Annotated in this window: 19 protein-coding genes; 7 read left to right on the top strand and 12 right to left on the bottom strand. The window is 45.1% G+C overall.

The window, feature by feature from the left end; translation table 11 throughout:
• Positions 1-92 precede the first annotated feature (92 nt).
• Both rsmD and AB4138_RS10590 read left to right on the top strand, forming a co-directional pair.
• A complete protein-coding gene (gene rsmD / locus AB4138_RS10595; protein WP_017066764.1) occupies positions 93-695 on the top strand; it encodes a 16S rRNA (guanine(966)-N(2))-methyltransferase RsmD in 603 nt (200 codons plus the stop codon).
• A gap of 10 nt (positions 696-705) precedes the next feature.
• Positions 706-972, top strand: coding sequence for a DUF1145 domain-containing protein (locus AB4138_RS10590; RefSeq protein ID WP_016784000.1), 267 nt, complete (start codon positions 706-708; stop codon positions 970-972).
• Between the two features lie 80 nt (positions 973-1,052).
• Here the strand turns inward: AB4138_RS10590 and AB4138_RS10585 are convergent, their stop codons facing one another.
• From AB4138_RS10585 to AB4138_RS10570, 4 genes are all read right to left on the bottom strand, one after another.
• Positions 1,053-1,637 carry a YhgN family NAAT transporter gene (locus AB4138_RS10585; RefSeq protein ID WP_017063768.1) on the bottom strand — a complete coding sequence of 195 codons (585 nt, stop codon included), beginning with the start codon at positions 1,635-1,637 and terminating at the stop codon, positions 1,053-1,055.
• A 222-nt stretch (positions 1,638-1,859) separates the two neighbouring features.
• The gene (locus tag AB4138_RS10580; RefSeq protein ID WP_372305964.1) at positions 1,860-2,096 is read right to left on the bottom strand and encodes a YecH family metal-binding protein; all 237 of its coding nucleotides are present in this window, start codon (positions 2,094-2,096) and stop codon (positions 1,860-1,862) included.
• Positions 2,097-2,186: 90 nt separating this feature from the next.
• Positions 2,187-2,807, bottom strand: coding sequence for a lysoplasmalogenase (locus AB4138_RS10575; RefSeq protein WP_372153319.1), 621 nt, complete (start codon positions 2,805-2,807; stop codon positions 2,187-2,189).
• A 927-nt stretch (positions 2,808-3,734) separates the two neighbouring features.
• On the bottom strand, positions 3,735-4,109 hold the full coding sequence (locus AB4138_RS10570; RefSeq protein ID WP_017633159.1) for a hypothetical protein: 375 nt from the start codon (positions 4,107-4,109) through the stop codon (positions 3,735-3,737).
• A 243-nt stretch (positions 4,110-4,352) separates the two neighbouring features.
• Between AB4138_RS10570 and AB4138_RS10565 the strand changes: the two genes are divergently transcribed.
• Positions 4,353-4,682 (top strand): DUF2500 domain-containing protein, encoded by a 330-nt coding sequence (locus AB4138_RS10565; protein ID WP_004740515.1) that lies wholly within the window; start codon positions 4,353-4,355, stop codon positions 4,680-4,682.
• A gap of 69 nt (positions 4,683-4,751) precedes the next feature.
• Here the strand turns inward: AB4138_RS10565 and AB4138_RS10560 are convergent, their stop codons facing one another.
• The 7 genes from AB4138_RS10560 to rhtB form a co-directional block, all read right to left on the bottom strand.
• Entirely contained in the window at positions 4,752-5,765 is a 1,014-nt protein-coding gene (locus tag AB4138_RS10560; RefSeq protein WP_017071794.1) for an acyltransferase, read from the bottom strand.
• Positions 5,766-5,904: 139 nt separating this feature from the next.
• Positions 5,905-7,125, bottom strand: coding sequence for an organoarsenical effux MFS transporter ArsJ (arsJ, locus tag AB4138_RS10555; RefSeq protein WP_029235838.1), 1,221 nt, complete (start codon positions 7,123-7,125; stop codon positions 5,905-5,907).
• A 96-nt stretch (positions 7,126-7,221) separates the two neighbouring features.
• The gene (locus AB4138_RS10550) at positions 7,222-7,713 is read right to left on the bottom strand and encodes a cyclin-dependent kinase inhibitor 3 family protein (protein WP_017061028.1); all 492 of its coding nucleotides are present in this window, start codon (positions 7,711-7,713) and stop codon (positions 7,222-7,224) included.
• Positions 7,714-7,734: 21 nt separating this feature from the next.
• Positions 7,735-8,736, bottom strand: a complete 1,002-nt coding sequence (locus AB4138_RS10545; protein ID WP_017061027.1) for an ArsJ-associated glyceraldehyde-3-phosphate dehydrogenase — start codon at positions 8,734-8,736, stop codon at positions 7,735-7,737.
• Positions 8,737-8,909: 173 nt separating this feature from the next.
• Complete coding sequence (locus AB4138_RS10540) at positions 8,910-9,251, bottom strand: metalloregulator ArsR/SmtB family transcription factor (RefSeq protein ID WP_017063763.1); 342 nt, start codon at positions 9,249-9,251, stop codon at positions 8,910-8,912.
• Positions 9,252-9,350: 99 nt separating this feature from the next.
• Positions 9,351-10,571 carry an EAL and HDOD domain-containing protein gene (locus tag AB4138_RS10535; RefSeq protein ID WP_017061025.1) on the bottom strand — a complete coding sequence of 407 codons (1,221 nt, stop codon included), beginning with the start codon at positions 10,569-10,571 and terminating at the stop codon, positions 9,351-9,353.
• 45 nt (positions 10,572-10,616) lie between these two features.
• Positions 10,617-11,234, bottom strand: coding sequence for a homoserine/homoserine lactone efflux protein (rhtB, locus tag AB4138_RS10530; protein WP_017061024.1), 618 nt, complete (start codon positions 11,232-11,234; stop codon positions 10,617-10,619).
• Positions 11,235-11,315: 81 nt separating this feature from the next.
• On the opposite strand from rhtB, the gene AB4138_RS10525 reads away from it, so the two are divergent.
• Positions 11,316-12,296, top strand: coding sequence for an alpha/beta fold hydrolase (locus AB4138_RS10525; protein WP_017068597.1), 981 nt, complete (start codon positions 11,316-11,318; stop codon positions 12,294-12,296).
• 182 nt (positions 12,297-12,478) lie between these two features.
• Positions 12,479-13,306 (top strand): Cof-type HAD-IIB family hydrolase, encoded by an 828-nt coding sequence (locus AB4138_RS10520; protein ID WP_017061022.1) that lies wholly within the window; start codon positions 12,479-12,481, stop codon positions 13,304-13,306.
• An 87-nt stretch (positions 13,307-13,393) separates the two neighbouring features.
• Here the strand turns inward: AB4138_RS10520 and AB4138_RS10515 are convergent, their stop codons facing one another.
• Positions 13,394-13,861, bottom strand: coding sequence for an EVE domain-containing protein (locus AB4138_RS10515; protein ID WP_372158637.1), 468 nt, complete (start codon positions 13,859-13,861; stop codon positions 13,394-13,396).
• Between the two features lie 39 nt (positions 13,862-13,900).
• On the opposite strand from AB4138_RS10515, the gene AB4138_RS10510 reads away from it, so the two are divergent.
• Together AB4138_RS10510 and AB4138_RS10505 are read left to right on the top strand one after the other, a co-directional pair.
• Positions 13,901-15,445, top strand: coding sequence for a COG3650 family protein (locus AB4138_RS10510; protein WP_372305959.1), 1,545 nt, complete (start codon positions 13,901-13,903; stop codon positions 15,443-15,445).
• Positions 15,446-15,447: 2 nt separating this feature from the next.
• A complete protein-coding gene (locus AB4138_RS10505) occupies positions 15,448-16,044 on the top strand; it encodes a tRNA-uridine aminocarboxypropyltransferase (protein WP_372305955.1) in 597 nt (198 codons plus the stop codon).
• Positions 16,045-16,116 lie beyond the last annotated feature (72 nt).

Genomic DNA, 16,116 nt, shown 5'->3' with positions numbered 1-16,116 from the left:
TGATACACTTTGTCATTGCAAATTTATTTAATACACGAACCCACTTAAATTGGGCTCGGTATAGTATCACTTTATTAGCGGTCAAAAAATCTATGGTAAGACGTCGCCAGCAAAACACATCACAAAAAAAGCCATCCGGAGGCTTTGTTCGAATTATTAGTGGCTCATGGAGAGGTAGAAAGCTGCCTGTTCATGATTTAGAAGGATTACGCCCAACCATTGACCGAGTAAAAGAAACACTCTTTAACTGGGTGGCTCAAGATATCCCACATTCAACTTGCTTGGATGTATTTGCCGGTTCTGGCGGTCTAGGTTTTGAAGCAGCTTCTCGCCAAGCCAAAATGGTGACACTGCTCGAAATGAATCAAAAGGCGGCTAAACAGCTTTCTGATAACGCGAAAGAGCTCAAGGCAGACAACATTAATGTCGTGAATACTGATGCTATCTCTTTCCTTAAGAAACCGGGCACGCCTTACGATATGGTTTTCCTTGATCCACCATTTCGTCAAGGCTTACTGGCAGAAACAGTACAACTGCTTGAGAGTAACGGTTGGCTTGCAGACAATGCCATCATTTACGTCGAGACAGAGAAAGAACTGAAACTCGAAGCTATGCCAGAGAACTGGGAATTGCATCGCGACAAGACCACCGGACAGTCAAGCTACCGACTGTTCAATCGAATCACTGAAGAATAGGAGTTATTGAATGAAGTTCTTGCTTCCACTAGCAAAAGCAGCCATCGCCTTTGTTTGGTTTATCTTAATCGTAAATATTTTCTACCCGTTTCCGGGTAATGCTGCGATTGCGCTTTATATCATGACCGCATTCTTGTTCTTCATGCACGGCCTGCAGATGCTGATTTTCATCGGTGCATTCGGCGATAAGATCGAGATGTCACGTTGGGAGAAGTGGTCAATATTGATTTTCGGTGTCTTCGCCCTACTCGATATCCGTCGTAAGCACATGATGTAATCGAAATAAAAACCGAAGAAACAGATACAAAAACGCCGCTCAGTAGAGCGGCGTTTTTTTATTGAGTAATGGTAGCAACACTAGCCCATGTAGCCTTTCACACCATCGAGGAACATTTGCGTCGACAGCATAACCAACAACAAGCCCATCAAGCGTTCGATGGCTTTAAGACCTCTCTCTCCCAGCACTCGCAGGAAGAAGCCATTAAACATCAGAATAAAGAAGGTAGCACCCCAAGCCAGCATCACTGCGCCTGAAAGCTCTAACATATTGTCAGGGTGCTGTGTCGACAACAGAATCAATGCCGCAATCACTGAAGGGCCAGCAATCATTGGGATCGCCATCGGCACAATAAACGGTTCTTCACCCGCCGCGAGGCCAGTAATACTACCCGCACTTGGGAAAATCATCTTAATCGCAATGATGAATAGAATAATACCGCCAGAGATACTCAAGGTTTCAGGCTGCACGTGCAGGAAGTTCATGATGCTTTGACCAGCAAACAAGAACAACAGCAGGATAACCAGCGCAAACATCAGTTCACGAACAAGAACAATACGGCGACGCTTCGGATCAATATGCTTAAGGATAGAGAGCACGATTGGTAGATTGCCAAGCGGGTCCATAATAAGAAACAGCATGGTTGCTGCAGATAAAATTTCCATAAGTTTGTCTCGAAAAGCGTAAGTGCGCGGAGTATAGCAGCCTCAACATTGATTTTCGAACGCAGTAATAAAAGGATTAACTTATGTAATTAGAAGGGAATTTTGCGAGAGCAAATAGAAAGGAAAAAGGAAAAAGAGAATTTAAAGAGTGAAGCCGAAACGTCGCATCCACTCTTCTTATCGATAAAAGCCAAAAGGCTCTAAAAACCAAATCTCTGGGAATTAGTGGTTACACACACGTTCGCGATTAGTGCAAAGCTTGTCATCAATAACCACGACCTTTTCCATCTTCAGGAAAAACTTCAGCAATCCATCTAAATCCAGACCGTTCAGCTTACACGTATGAAAACGCGCTTCTGCGCCATAAGTTTGAGCGAGTTCTTGCGTCAACTCTTCACGAGTCAGTGGCTTTTCACTCAGTAGGGTTAAAACGTTGTGTGCATGAATTTCGGTAGTCATAACTCTATCTCATGTTTAATGAAGTAGACGTAGAGTACCTACTTTCATCTGAGCTGCCTTGATGTAGCTCAGAGTTAAGCGAGCTCTACTCTAAATGGTAAGGGAAGCAACAATGAGAGCGTGCGCCAGAAAGTAGCTGCCCGTCACCCAAAAGTAGGCACCCTTAATTGGGCTACGATAGAAATTTAGCGCGTACGCCAATGCTGAAAGCAGCAGCACGCTACAGCCAGCAAAACCGACCGCGTGTGATAACTGAGGATCCAGCAGCCAAACCTCACCAGAAGCCCATGCTAACTGAATAAGCACAATGCCCATGATGACCACGGGAAAAACGAGTTTGTCTAAGCGTGGCAGCAGTAAAAAGAAAGCAACAACGCAAGCTGCCAATAACAGCGCGAACAACCACCAAACCATTTCACCTGATAGCTGTAACCAAAAAGCTTTGCTGTAACAGAGTTGAGCCAATAAGAAGCAGACAAAATGCAGAGGGCGTTTTTGAGTGAGAGTATGAAGCACATCTGCGATCGCAGAGATAGCCAACCCCGCAACTATCCAATAGGTAAAGTCAGCCACAACCGACTGAGTTAAAGCAATTGTCGCTAATAATACAAAGGTAAATACCTTATACGATAAGGCCTGACCGATATGTCCATGTTTCGTTCCTGCTATTGCTCCGATACCAGATAAGGAAACCGCTAACCAACTCCACATACCACTTGCCCTATTGCTTTAAATCGTCGCCAGTCTAGGCACACGAGTGTTGATGTAAAGCCTCAGCCCCTCAAAATTGGATCTTGATTACGCTTCCACTAAAAAGAGTCTCTTTAGATTGAAGTCGTAACAATTACCACCATGACAATGGCCATTCGTTTAAAACTAGAACGAATCATCATAAAACCCATTCAAACTGGCATTAGAGTCGCCATACTTGAATTTTGGCCAATTCTAACCTATCGACCCCACCAAAACCGGCCTAATTCCGTAAAATACCACACTTAAAAAATTAAAATAACCACATTTAAAGTAAATAATAACAATAACTTAAATAAACAAACTCAAGATTAATAGGAAAATAAAAACGCCAACCAAGCCTAGACTTGTAAAGTAGCCAGTTTTCTTTTTTAACGCCCAGTTTTGTCAGGTTATTTCAAGCCTCCGGTAAAAATCGCCACAAAAACCAAGCCGAAAACTTAAAAAACCAACCAAAACCAACCTAGCCACCACCAACCTCTATTAATACAGTTTAACAACCTTTAACAATATAAATTACACAAAACAACCATTACAAAACAACAAGTTAAATTAAATTAGAACAAACATAAATCACAACGAACAAATTAAGAACACACCATAAAACACAGTTAAACACTGCCAAACAAGCCAAAAACTCATAGTTTTCTACTACTTTTAAAGCTTTCGAAAGTAATTCTTGATCTAAGGCCATAAGTAGTGCTATTCTTTAAAACATAGCGAGAGGCAACCAAATTTAGGAGTAGTGTTATGATTTCATCTTCGCAAAGACAAGGACTTGTAATGATCGCGGTAGTTGTAGGTCTAATGACACTACCGATGATGTACTAAGCAAGTTAAAAATAAAAAAAGGGACGCCATGAGCGTCCCTTTTTTTGTTCAAATTTTTCACTTCGAAAACAGATGCAGTGTTAGCACATCCCAGTTCGCATAGTAGAAACCCGCTGCGGCTAAAGTCATTGCCATCATCAATAAGATCGCAACACGCCAGATAAAACGACCGCTTCGTGGAGTCAGTTCCTTCTCACAATCGTTACACATCATGATGAATTTATGCTGGTCTTCCAACTGAGCGTCATGCTCATTGACTACCTTGTTACGACACGTTGCGATATAACGCAGCTTACTTACCATATCGTGCGGTAGCCTTTCTTCACAGCTTGTCACAAGCTCGTGCAATCCTTCGCCTTCAGCGTGATATTGAAGTCTCAATAATTTTTCTATATTGCGAGTTCTTGTCACCACTTTTTCAATGTCGGTCATCTTGGCCTCCCACTCCACACTATAATTCTAGTCGAGCATTTCCTTATTCTTATACAAAATCATCGCTATTTACGTGAGAAAGAGACAATAAATAACAATGCTTTATCCCAAACTGGCCATTAAATGTGATATCAGCCGAAAAATAATCAGCTTTGCTTACAGCAGTTCACGAATAGCGGCTTTAAACACATATCCCTATTGCCCGAAAGACTAGAATAACCATCACGACTACATGGAGGTTATATGCCTAACTCACTCTTTTTTGCCATCTTTGCACTCGCAGGTCTTGCGGCCTGGGTATTTCTTGTTTTTTATCGAAAACACATGCAAGGCGAGAACGCACCAGAAAAGAAAGTGAACGTCACGGTATTAGATAAACAATCCATCGACCTTCCTGATGCAGAACCAGGTCAAGAAGACCAAGAGTATTGGATTTATGTTCAACGCGGTGTAGTTGGTCCGAAACGTGAATTCCAAGTCGGCATTCACTACTTCCACGCTCTTAACCCTGGTGACAAAGGGACTTTAACCTACCAAGGCGATAAATTCTTACACTTTGCGTTGAAGCGCTAACCTTAGCGCTTCATCCCTTCCTCATCGATAATCAGCAACAAACCAATATCGAAATGCCTTAGCGTATCGCTAAGGCAATAGCCAACGTGTCTTCTCTGACTTAGACACCAACCAACTCATCCATAACGCGCCAGCTCCGCTGATCACGATCCATAATGGAATAACCCAAGCAGGGTGTCCTTGGTACCAACCGAATTCTTTCATTGGCCATAAGAAAATTGGGTGCAGCAGATAAATACCTAAGCTGTGCTTACTGATAAAGCCAACCACTTGATTACTCTTCTCAGACAACCCTTCACCATAGTAACGACACACCATGAACACCATGCTCGCCGCTAATACGGTATTCAGCGTCTTGTAAGATAACCAACGCCCTACTGTGTACTCTTCTGCTACCAAGCTTGCCTCAACCACCATGTAAACCGTGGTCAGTAACGCTAACCCACCCAGTAACACACTCATGCCAACTGTCATCTTGTTAAGTGGCACAATCTTATAGAGCAAGTAACCCAATGGTAAGTAACCGGTGTACAACCACAATTCGTGACTCCAAGGGCCATCGATTTTCAGTAAGAAAAGCAATGTTGTGAACAACCATACCACCGTAAAGGCATAGACAGATCTATCACCGAACTTTCTGACCATGATCTGCAAGAACGGAATCACAAAGTAGAGCGGGATGAAGTAATAGAAGAAACCAAGGTGGTAATAGGTGTAATGATGGTAGCTATTGAGTAGCACATCCCAACTGACGTCGGCATCAAAGCCCATTGCCGACCAACCCGACAGATAGGTATAGAAAAGCGACCAGACAATGAAAGGGATCAGTACCTTGCCCAGACGACGCTTGAGGTAGTATTTGGCGTCAAACGGGCGCTGATCACTGAGCATCAGTGCACCAGTAATCAAGATGAACACCGGCACCGCCCAACGACTGAAACCGTTCACCGTAATGGCGGTCAGCCACTCACCGAAAGGAATAGTGCCTAATTCATTCCGATAAGGCGCCAAAACATGAATCGCGATAACTGCTATGGCCGCAACACATCGTGCTAAATCAAAAAAGAGAATTCGCTGCTTCATGTAAATGCCTGATTAATATTCAATCATTCTACTATAGCAATAAAAAAGCTGACTGGAATAAATACCAAGTCAGCTTAGTGTTAAAGGAGAGGCTTATCGCGAATTTAGCTCATACGAATTTAGCTCGTGCGGCTGAAGCTTATGCTGCTGAGATTTGCGGCACTTTAGGTAAACGGAGAGAGATCACCGTCGTTATCGCTAAGAACGCAAAAGATACCCACAGACACGCAGACAAACCGGCCATTTGGAATACCAAGCCCGACAATATAGTGCCAATCAAACGGCCCATCGCGTTTGCCATGTAGTAGAAACCGACATCAAGAGAAACGCCATCGCCTTTCGCATAACTCACAATCAAATATGAGTGAAGTGATGAGTTCACCGCAAAGATGACACCAAACACCATCAAGCCACCGATAATAACTAACTCGGGTTGCCAACCAATCTGTACCGCATAAGCGATAGCAGCGGTCACTATAGCCAGCGCACCAGCCCATAACAGCGCGGCATGGCCATCTGGCACCTTACCTTGAGCTTTACCAGTAATCTTCGGCGCTATGCCCTGTACAAAGCCATAAGCGATAGTCCAAGCAGCTAAGAAACCGCCAACCCATGAGTGATCCCAACCAAACACACTGCCTAGGTAAATCGGCAAAGCAATCACAAACCACACATCACGAGCGCCAAACAGGAACATACGTGCTGCGGATAGGATGTTGATGGATTCAGACTTAGAGAAGATCTGTTTGAACTTAGGCTTGGTTTTCGCTTTGCCCATGTCCGCTTCTAAGCTCAACACACTGCCAACGAAGACCAATGCCAACACGGCTGCCATCGCGAGCACGGCGTATTGGAAGCCAATCGTTGAAAGCAGTAAACCACCAATAAAGAAGCCTGCCCCTTTAAGCGCATTCTTAGATCCGGTCAGAATCGCAATCCACTTATAAAGCGCGCCTTGTTGTTCATCAGGAACCAGAGTCTTAATTGAGCTCTTGGCACTCATCTTATTGAGGTCTTTAGCGATACCAGACAAGGCTTGCGCCGCCATGACCCAAGGAATGGTCAGCATTGCCGTTGGCACCGCGAGCATACCCAAGGCGACGACTTGCATGCCTAACCCAATGTTCATGGTCTTATTGAGGCCAAGACGCGCCCCTAACCAGCCACCGATTAGGTTAGTCACCACACCAAAGAATTCATAGAAAAGGAACAGTGAGGCGATTTCTAACGAACTGTAGCCAAGGTCGTAAAAATACAGAACCACCAACATGCGAAGTGCACCATCAGTAATGGTGAAGTTCCAGTAGTTAAAAGTCACCAACATGTATTGGCGAACGCTCTTACTTAGATTTGAAAACATAACGCTATCTCTGCAATCTAAACAAAAAGAGCTTTTGGATCATGATAAGTTCAACACTCCAGATACCAAAAGCTCCCTGTCTAACACTGATGACTATTAGCTATTCGCTACGCCATTAATGTATTCAACCTGGATAGGTTTAGTGAAGGCACCTGGACGCAGTGCCTGCACCTCTTGAACTACCTTGCTCAAATCCCAGCCTTTTTCTAACAGTAGGTGAGCTGCGAACAAACCAGTGCGACCAGAGCCGCCCATACAATGCATTGCAACCTTGCCGCCGTTATCGACGATGTTATGTAGCTCAGGGCTAGCTGCTTGCCACTTCGCAGCAAAACCAGCACCCGGTGCACAGTCGTCTTCAATTTCGATCTGGAACCATTGCATACCTAACGCACGTGTTTTTTCACCAAGTGCCGCCACGTCTTTGCTTGCAAGCTCATGGTCATCAAGTGCTGTCACGATAGCTTCAACGCCTTGCTCTTTTAGCTGAGCCAGTGATGCATCAAGCGTTGCTTCTTTTGTGCCTGGGCACGGAGTAAGCACTAGCGCACCTTGCTCTAGGTCTAGTTGCCATGTTGGATGTATCATTATATCTTCTCCAGATTCTTATTAAGCAAGGCCAACGGTACGAACAAGCTCAGCGGTACGTGTTGCGTAACCCATCTCATTGTCGTACCAAGCGTAGATCTTAACCATGCGCTTACCGACCAACATCGTTGATAGTGCATCCACGATTGTTGAGCGTTGGTCGCCTTTGTAATCGATAGAAACCAGTGGACGCTCTTCAAAGCCAAGAATACCTTTTAGTTCATTCTGAGACGCTTCTTTCAGCATCGCGTTAACTTCTTCTGCCGTGGTGTCTTGCTTCACTTCGAAGATGATGTCTGTCAGAGAAGCGTTCGCTAGCGGTACACGAACTGCGTGGCCGTTGATGCGGTTTTCTAGCTCAGGGAAGATCTCAACAATCGCTTTGGCGCTGCCCGTCGTTGTTGGGATAAGACTCATGCCACATGCACGTGCGCGGCGTAAGTCTTTGTGCGGCGCATCAAGAATAGTTTGCGTGTTAGTTAAATCGTGAATAGTGGTGAAGGCTGCGTTCTCGATACCAAGCTTCTCGTTGATCACCTTAACCACTGGCGCGATACAGTTCGTTGTACAAGACGCTGCCGTTACGATTTTGTGTACCGCAGGGTCGAAGATATTGTCATTCACACCAACAACGATGTTTGCGATGCCTTCTTCTTTCACTGGCGCCGATACCACAACACGTTTCACGCCCTGCTCTAGGTATTTGTTTAGGAAAGAGGTCTTACGGTGAACACCTGTCGCTTCGATAACCACATCACAACCAGACCAGTCGATCGCATCGATGTCGCGCTCTTGTGTGGTCTTGATGCGCTGGCCATTAATGATCATCTCATCGCCTTCTGCAGTTACTTCGTGGTGAAAGCGACCTTGAACTGAATCAAATTCTAGAAGGTGGGCCAGTGTTGTTGTGTCGCCAGCAACATCGTTAATTTGAACAAATTCTAGCTCATCCCAATCGAATGCTGCGCGAAGTGCTAGACGGCCGATACGACCAAAACCATTAATACCTACTTTGACTGTCATTTTCTGTTCTCTCAGTTAATTGCCTTCATATTTGAAGCCGCAGCGTTGTTGACTACGTTCACTTACCGGAGCGCCGGCCGCCCTAATTACATAGAGCCACTATGCTCATAGGGATAAGTTCACTTGTCGCCTAGCTGCAACTACAACTATTTCGGCATTAAGTTTTAATGTATTTAAACGCAACATACTGGGCGTGAGTTCATCGACTCTAAGCGCTCAATATCTTGCTGGTATTCAGTTTTCAAACAGTTCGATGCAATAAGGTCGTCAATTAACTTTAGCATCCAACCTGGTAAATCTTGTGACAGGCGGTAAAACACCCACTGCCCCTGGCGAACATCAATCAAAACACCGTTTGAACGCAGCTGCGCAAGATGGCGTGAAACCTTTGGCTGACTTTCTTGCAATGCCTGAGTCAACTCACCAACCGATAAGCACTCATTGCGAACTATCAACATTAAGCAACGCACTCGCGTTTCATCGGACAGTAATTTAAAAAATTGGTGAGGAAGCATAAAAACATACTCATATATGGATATGCACATATCTTAGATATAAAAAAACGCACGTCAAGGCGTGCGTTTCAATTGTCATAAAAGTTTAACGAAGAAATATCAGAGCTTGTTGGTCACGGTATGGCTCCAACGGCGCGCTTCAGTAAGCTCCGTTTTAACCTGATCCACGCTTAATCCTAAATCGGCGCAGTGCTCATCAATCTGTTGCCAATCGGCATGCTCAAAGCTCTCTTCAAGTGCGAGCAAAGTACCATATGGCCCTTCTCTACGTAATAGAGCAACCTTGATACTTTTACACAGCGGCAACTGCTCGACTAAGTTATCTAACGACAAGTCCAACAGAGCATCCAACAAGGAGAATAAGCCAATCATAAAGGCCTGTTCTCTATACCCTTCAAATGCCTGATAGCGAGACATACGCTGACAAAACTGAGCACGCTGTAGAGACAATCCATACAGCTCTTTAGGCTTTTTATCGGACACATAAGAGGCGACGGCTAACGAGACAAACATTTTCAGTTTCTCTTGACCTAGATATACCAAAGCCTGACGAAAAGAAGAGATGGTAACTTCAAGGCGCGGCGACATAGTATTCACAAAACGCAGCAGCTTATATGAGAGCGCCACATCTTTCGCGACAATGCTCTCCACCCGTTGAAAGTCCACATCGGGCTTACACACTTCTTGAAACAGCTCCATAGCAATCACTTGCTCAGGGCTAATGTATTTACTCTTGATGATTTCCGGTTTATTGAAAAAGTAACCTTGGAAAAACTTAAAGCCAGCCTCTTTGGCTTGCTGGAATTCTTGTTCGGTCTCAACGCGCTCCGCCAAAAAGCTAAACTTTTTCCCTTGATGCGCCCTAACCAAATCACACGCTTCATCCAAACCCATCTGCATAATATCGAGCTTTACGATATGCGTGTATTTAAGGAAACGTTCCCATTCTGGGGTCGAAGTAAAATCATCTAGGGCAATCATGTAACCCGCTTGGTAAAGGTCTTTAACCGCTTCCAACAATTCATCTGTTGGTTTACAGGTTTCCAGAATCTCTACCACCACCTTATCTTTCGGCAAACTTAAGGGCAGTCGACGAATCAAACTTTGATAAGGGAAGTTGATAAAGCAGCGTGAAGATGGAATAGAAGGGTTAAGACCAACAGACAAGAAGTTCTCAACAATCAGACGATACGTTGCTCGATTAGACTCAATATGCGCTGGGTACGCATTCTTTTCTCCATCGCGAAATAACAACTCATAGCCGAGTGTATTCCTCTTGCGATTTAAGATAGGTTGTCGAGCAACGTATGTAGCGGTCATTTCTTGATAACTCTGATTGGTTTAACTATAACTCAGTCGCTTAATCTAAGCTTTCGCGGCAGCTAGCAAAGCACCGCAGCCCATGAACATACCACCAAATATTTTATTTATCTTACCCATTATGCGATCAGAGCGAATAAAACGTCCCATTTGTGACGCTAATGAGGTGTAACCCAACATAACAACGCTATCAATGAATACTGTCGTCACACCTAGCACTAATAACTGAGGTGCTTGAGGTTGTGTAGGGTCAATAAACTGAGGAAACAAAGCCACCAAAAACACGATTGATTTCGGGTTAGTTAGGTTGATAAGCACAGCGTTTCTCAGCAGTTTGCCACTCGACAGAGTAGAGCTTTCTTCAGATGCTACTAGGCTCGAGCTATCACGCCACTTTTGAATACCTAACCAAAGTAAGTACACCACGCCGACCCACTTAATGATGGTGAACGCCAACGCAGACTTAGCAACGAGTGCACCGATACCCGCGCCCACCAGCATAATGTGAAACGCAAGACCAAGCTGTAAGCCAACAATTGATGCGAGTGACTTTTTAGTGCCATAGCTAAGCCCATTACTGATTGAGTTAACGGTACCCGAGCCCGGAGCCAAACTAAACAATATCGCCGTGACGACATAAGCAAGCCAAACATGAGTATCCATTTGCATTTCCTTACTAGTTCTTTAATCTAACAACATTAGTAGCAATAAAGCTCTCACACGCATCAGTTCAGGTAATTTCCCATGGAAAACCACAGCGAAGCCACCTTCCCTTACACTCAAGAACCTCAGTTCGATCATGCGATTAAACACCCGATCCCTGCCCTTTGGCAACAACGTAAAGATGGGTATGTCACATCATCAGGTAAAAAGAAGCTGTACTGGTGTAGCCTAACCTCACCAACGCACACCAAAGCCATTGTTATTTCAAATGGCCGCATTGAATGTTGCTTGAAATACCAAGAACTCTTTTATGATTTTTATCAGCAGGGCTATGACGTTTATTCATTTGACCACCAAGGTCAAGGCCAGTCGGAACGCATGGTAACAGACTCTGACATTGGTCACATTCATGAGTTTGATGATTACGCCTCAGATATGTCTGACGTCATTGCCAGTTTTGACCTAAGCCGATACTCCAATCGCTACCTACTGGCACACTCAATGGGCAGCACCATAGCCACTCGCTATCTACAAACTCATCCCGATCACCCGTTTGACAAAGTTACTCTGTGCGCTCCGATGTTTGGTATCAATACCGAGTGGTACCTGAAACCTATCGCGATGATCGTTGGACAAGTGCTTACCGCTTTTTATGCCAAGCCAACTTACGCGCCGGGCCAGCAAGCATATTATTCGAAGCCTTTTGAAAACAACTTACTGAGCCACAGTAAGGTTCGCTATCAGTGGTTCCGCCGCTTATATGACGAGTCTCCATCTTTGCAGGTGGGTGGACCAAGCACGCGTTGGGTGTGGCAAGGGTTAATGGCCGCCAAGCAAGCAATTCAACAAACTCGTCAAATCAAGATCCCTCTGCTATTGATTCAAGCTGGGGATGAAAAGATTGTCAGTAACAGTGCTCAAGTAAAGTTCATCTCTAAGCTGAAGAAAACCAACTCTGATTGTCAGTTTAAGTTGATTGAGGGTTCTAGGCATGAGGTGTTGTTTGAGCAGGATGAATATCGCAATCAAACACTGGATGCGATCAATCAGTTTTTCGCCTAGAGCTAATAGGCTAAGCAACCTACCAAGAAAATAAGCGCTAAAGAGGAAGAGAAGTAAGTGAGCTTTGCCCTCTTTTCTTGCATGAATTTGGCATACAATTTCTACCTAGAGATATTGTAGTTAAAACGATTCTAGCGCTGGCTAGCGTCAATATTGGTTAAGCATTTTGCAATGAGGGTTAAATGAGTATTCCTGCACTAAAAGATTCCGTGAAAATTGTTGCTTCTGATTTAGATGGTACGCTTTTGGCTCCCAACCATCAGCTAAGCGACTTTACCAAGCTAACGCTTAAGAAATTACACGACCAAGGTTATACCTTCATCTTCGCTACGGGTCGTCACCACGTCGATGTGGCGGGTATTCGTCAGATAGCAGGTATTCCGGCGTACATGATCACTTCAAACGGTGCACGCGTGCATGACCAAAACGATCAACTGATGTATAGCCAGAACGTACCTCAGGAACTCGTTCAGCCAGTTATTGATATTGTGCGCCAAGATCCAAACCTCTTTATTCACATGTACCAGAATGAAGATTGGTTACTAGACCGTGAAGATGAAATGTTGGCTAAATTCCACAGTGAGTCTGGCTTTAGCTACAAGCGCTTTGAAGCTGAAAACGCACCAAGCGAAGGCATCGCGAAAGTCTTCTTCACACATCCAGAACAAGACCACGAATATCTCGTCACGTTTGAACAAAAGCTAAGAGATGCTTTTGGCGACAAACTGAACATCGCCTTCTCTACACCTTGGTGTCTGGAAGTGATGGCAGCTGAAGTCTCTAAAGGCCACGCTCTAGACGCTGTTGCAAAATCACTAAACCTGACTCTGGATAACTGTGTTGCCTTTGGTGATGGCATGAACGACGCTGAAATGCTGGCTATGGCGGGTAAAGGTCTAATCATGGGTACATCACATGAGAAAGTGATGAAAGCACTACCTGACAATGAAGTGATTGGCAGTAACGCTGACGATGCCGTTGCTCACTACCTAGAAAAGCATCTGCTCTAATCTCGCTCGTTGAACAGATCTGAATAAATAAAAAGGCAGCCAACTGGCTGCCTTTTTTGAACCTTACGTAAAAAGCTCTCTCTAACGCTATCGAGAACCTAACACTTCTTTGCTTAAGATTGCCTGCCACTCTTGTTCAGTCACAGGCATGATCGATAAGCGATTACCGCGTTTCACCAAGGGCATTTCGGAGAGTTCAGGCATGGCTTTAAGCGTAACCAAAGGAATCAAGCACTCAGTCACTCGCACAAACTCGACATCCACCATGATCCAGCGTGGGTTATCGGGTGAAGACTTAGGATCGTAGTAATCACTCTCAGGGTCGAACTGAAAGTGGTCTGGGTAGGCTTCTCTGGTTACTTTAGCGATCCCCGCTACGCCAACTTTTTTACATGATGAGTGGTATATCATCACCAGATCGCCAAGCTTGACGTCATCACGCATCATGTTTCGAGCCTGATAGTTGCGTACACCCTCCCAACAAGAGGTTTTTTGTACTCTAAGAGTCTGAATAGAGAAGGTGTCGGGTTCTGTTTTAAATAACCAATATGCCATAATAAATCCAATTAACGGTTGCTCCGAGGAAGATATAACATGAAGGTAATGAAAAACCCAGTGACATGGCTAGTCGCGTTCGCTCTACAAGGCTGTGTTACGGCACCTGATACGCCGCAACAACCTGAACAGCCCCCAGCAACCTTGGATGAGCCACAGAGCATTCAACCGCAAACCTTCATCATGCGTGGTCAGGTGGTGGTTGGTCACGAAAGTCGAACCTTCACTCCTTGCGGCAGCCAACAACAATACTGGTTAGACTTATCTCCAGAGTTAGCGCTAGAAGCACAAGGGCTCTCAACGAGACCTTACCAAGCCTTATATGGCGAGCTGATTGGTCACCTAACCGTGCCGAGCCAAACGGGTTATAACGCAGATTTCACAGCGCGTTTCGTGGTTGACCAAGTGAACATCCTAACCGCAGAGAACCCAGATCGCTGCGTCCAACCGCTGCGCTCAACACGAGTATTTGGTAATGAACCCTTCTGGTCAGCAACCTTCGATAAAGACCAGCTGAAATACACCAAGATGGGCGAACAGCCACAGACCCTCGATATTGAATCAAGCCGCACCACATCGAGCAGCCGTGACTACCAATTAGAAGGTAAAGCTGCACAAGGCAAACTCAACCTTACGAAAGAGAGCTGTAGCGACGGCATGAGCGATTCTATCTATGGATGGCATGCCAAGCTTAACCTCAATGACAGTAACTACAATGGCTGTGCGACGGTCTCTAACCAAGATCCAACGCTGGACTGGAGCGGACTCTACTTCGCTAGCTCAACGCAAAACTCAGGGTTCTCTATCAACCTTGAACTCAACAATGACCACAGTGCTATCACGACTTATTCATACAGCAATGGAGACCCTTCTATTGTTGAACAAGGCTTCTGGCAGCAACTGAACCAAAATCAGGTACAAGTGGTTATGACTCGCCACCAGCAACAATATTTGATCTCCGAGCGCATCTTCACACTCGATAATGGCAAGCTAATCGCTGAAAAAGAGAAAGTGGGCAACGTGGTGTATCCGATTGCCAATGGCGGTCTGGTGCTATTCGAAGCTAAGAGTGCGCAAGCACAAGTAAACACCACCACTAACGTTGATCTAACCGCAAAGCAGGTGAACTCCAGCGATCAACTTGATCCAAAAGTCGACCAAGCGATCCGCGAATACTTTAAGATCAACAACAGCTCACCTGACGACACTAAATACCGCTGGTTAACCTACGACCTCAACGGCGACGGTAAAGAAGAGCTGTTCGCCCAACTCGATTGGTGTGGTTCTGGTGGCTGTACACTGCTAATTTTCGAAAACCATCAAGATAACTGGCGCTTCAATAGCCGAGTGACACTGGTTAAGGGCGACATACGCTTAGGTAAATCGCAAAACCACGGCTGGCAGGATCTGATCTTCAATGTCAGTGGCGGCGGTGCAACACCGGCGAAACACACACTTTCATACTCTGGTGTCAGCTACCCGCTAAACCCAAGTGTCGCTCCAGTTGCAGATGATGCTGATATCAGCGACGTGGTTTTGTTTGCTGATGGTATCTCACCCGCACAAAGTGGAGTTAATTTGTAAACATGAGTAACCAACAAGCTTGCCATGGTTGTAGCTTCACTCACCAATGTATTTGTCACCTGATACCTAGTGTCGCAAGCCAAATCGATCTTGTACTGCTCACTCATGAGAATGAACTGTCACGCGATACCAATACAGGGAAGCTGCTTCAGCAATCCCTTGATCAGTGTCAGTCCATTGTATGGCAAAGGAAAACACCACCAGCGGAGCTCATCGCACTGCTTGACGATGAAACACGACAACCGTTTCTTTTATTCCCAAGTGATCAAAGTGTCGAGTGCCAGCAAGCTGTAATGACCCAAGCCCAGAGCCGTAAGCCGCTATTCATCATCTTGGATGGCACATGGCAAGAAGCGAAGAAGATGCTTAACAAGAGCTCGTGGTTACAAGCCGTTCCGCAAGTTCACCTCGATATTACCAGCGAATCTTCATACACCTTGCGCCGCAACCAAGACAGTGGCCACTTGTGTACTTGTGAAGTGGGTATTGAGTTACTCAAATCTTTAGGTGAAAGTGAATCTGCCAAGCTCATTGATGACTACTACCAGCATTATCTAAAAGTGTTCCACGCCGACAAGTGTGGCCACACCCTCAAATAGACCAAGCAGGCGCGCGGGAAGGTAAAAACACATTTCGGGACGAGACAGACACTAAATCGAGTAGGAGGAGGC

The organism is Vibrio sp. 10N.286.52.C3 (assembly GCF_041468865.1).
Lineage (GTDB): Bacteria > Pseudomonadota > Gammaproteobacteria > Enterobacterales > Vibrionaceae > Vibrio > Vibrio crassostreae_C.
The sequence above is the reverse complement of the archived record's forward strand: the minus strand, read 5'-3'. Positions and strand labels throughout refer to the sequence as shown.

What these genes read in the sequence shown, in the direction of transcription:
- rsmD (WP_017066764.1), top strand. Translation starts at nt 93, where the DNA reads ATGGTAAGACGTCGCCAGCAAAACACATCACAAAAAAAGCCATCCGGA.
- AB4138_RS10590 (WP_016784000.1), top strand. Translation starts at nt 706, where the DNA reads ATGAAGTTCTTGCTTCCACTAGCAAAAGCAGCCATCGCCTTTGTTTGG.
- AB4138_RS10585 (WP_017063768.1), bottom strand. Translation starts at nt 1,637, where the DNA reads ATGGAAATTTTATCTGCAGCAACCATGCTGTTTCTTATTATGGACCCG.
- AB4138_RS10580 (WP_372305964.1), bottom strand. Translation starts at nt 2,096, where the DNA reads ATGACTACCGAAATTCATGCACACAACGTTTTAACCCTACTGAGTGAA.
- AB4138_RS10575 (WP_372153319.1), bottom strand. Translation starts at nt 2,807, where the DNA reads ATGTGGAGTTGGTTAGCGGTTTCCTTATCTGGTATCGGAGCAATAGCA.
- AB4138_RS10570 (WP_017633159.1), bottom strand. Translation starts at nt 4,109, where the DNA reads ATGACCGACATTGAAAAAGTGGTGACAAGAACTCGCAATATAGAAAAA.
- AB4138_RS10565 (WP_004740515.1), top strand. Translation starts at nt 4,353, where the DNA reads ATGCCTAACTCACTCTTTTTTGCCATCTTTGCACTCGCAGGTCTTGCG.
- AB4138_RS10560 (WP_017071794.1), bottom strand. Translation starts at nt 5,765, where the DNA reads ATGAAGCAGCGAATTCTCTTTTTTGATTTAGCACGATGTGTTGCGGCC.
- arsJ (WP_029235838.1), bottom strand. Translation starts at nt 7,125, where the DNA reads ATGTTTTCAAATCTAAGTAAGAGCGTTCGCCAATACATGTTGGTGACT.
- AB4138_RS10550 (WP_017061028.1), bottom strand. Translation starts at nt 7,713, where the DNA reads ATGATACATCCAACATGGCAACTAGACCTAGAGCAAGGTGCGCTAGTG.
- AB4138_RS10545 (WP_017061027.1), bottom strand. Translation starts at nt 8,736, where the DNA reads ATGACAGTCAAAGTAGGTATTAATGGTTTTGGTCGTATCGGCCGTCTA.
- AB4138_RS10540 (WP_017063763.1), bottom strand. Translation starts at nt 9,251, where the DNA reads ATGCTTCCTCACCAATTTTTTAAATTACTGTCCGATGAAACGCGAGTG.
- AB4138_RS10535 (WP_017061025.1), bottom strand. Translation starts at nt 10,571, where the DNA reads ATGACCGCTACATACGTTGCTCGACAACCTATCTTAAATCGCAAGAGG.
- rhtB (WP_017061024.1), bottom strand. Translation starts at nt 11,234, where the DNA reads ATGGATACTCATGTTTGGCTTGCTTATGTCGTCACGGCGATATTGTTT.
- AB4138_RS10525 (WP_017068597.1), top strand. Translation starts at nt 11,316, where the DNA reads ATGGAAAACCACAGCGAAGCCACCTTCCCTTACACTCAAGAACCTCAG.
- AB4138_RS10520 (WP_017061022.1), top strand. Translation starts at nt 12,479, where the DNA reads ATGAGTATTCCTGCACTAAAAGATTCCGTGAAAATTGTTGCTTCTGAT.
- AB4138_RS10515 (WP_372158637.1), bottom strand. Translation starts at nt 13,861, where the DNA reads ATGGCATATTGGTTATTTAAAACAGAACCCGACACCTTCTCTATTCAG.
- AB4138_RS10510 (WP_372305959.1), top strand. Translation starts at nt 13,901, where the DNA reads ATGAAGGTAATGAAAAACCCAGTGACATGGCTAGTCGCGTTCGCTCTA.
- AB4138_RS10505 (WP_372305955.1), top strand. Translation starts at nt 15,448, where the DNA reads ATGAGTAACCAACAAGCTTGCCATGGTTGTAGCTTCACTCACCAATGT.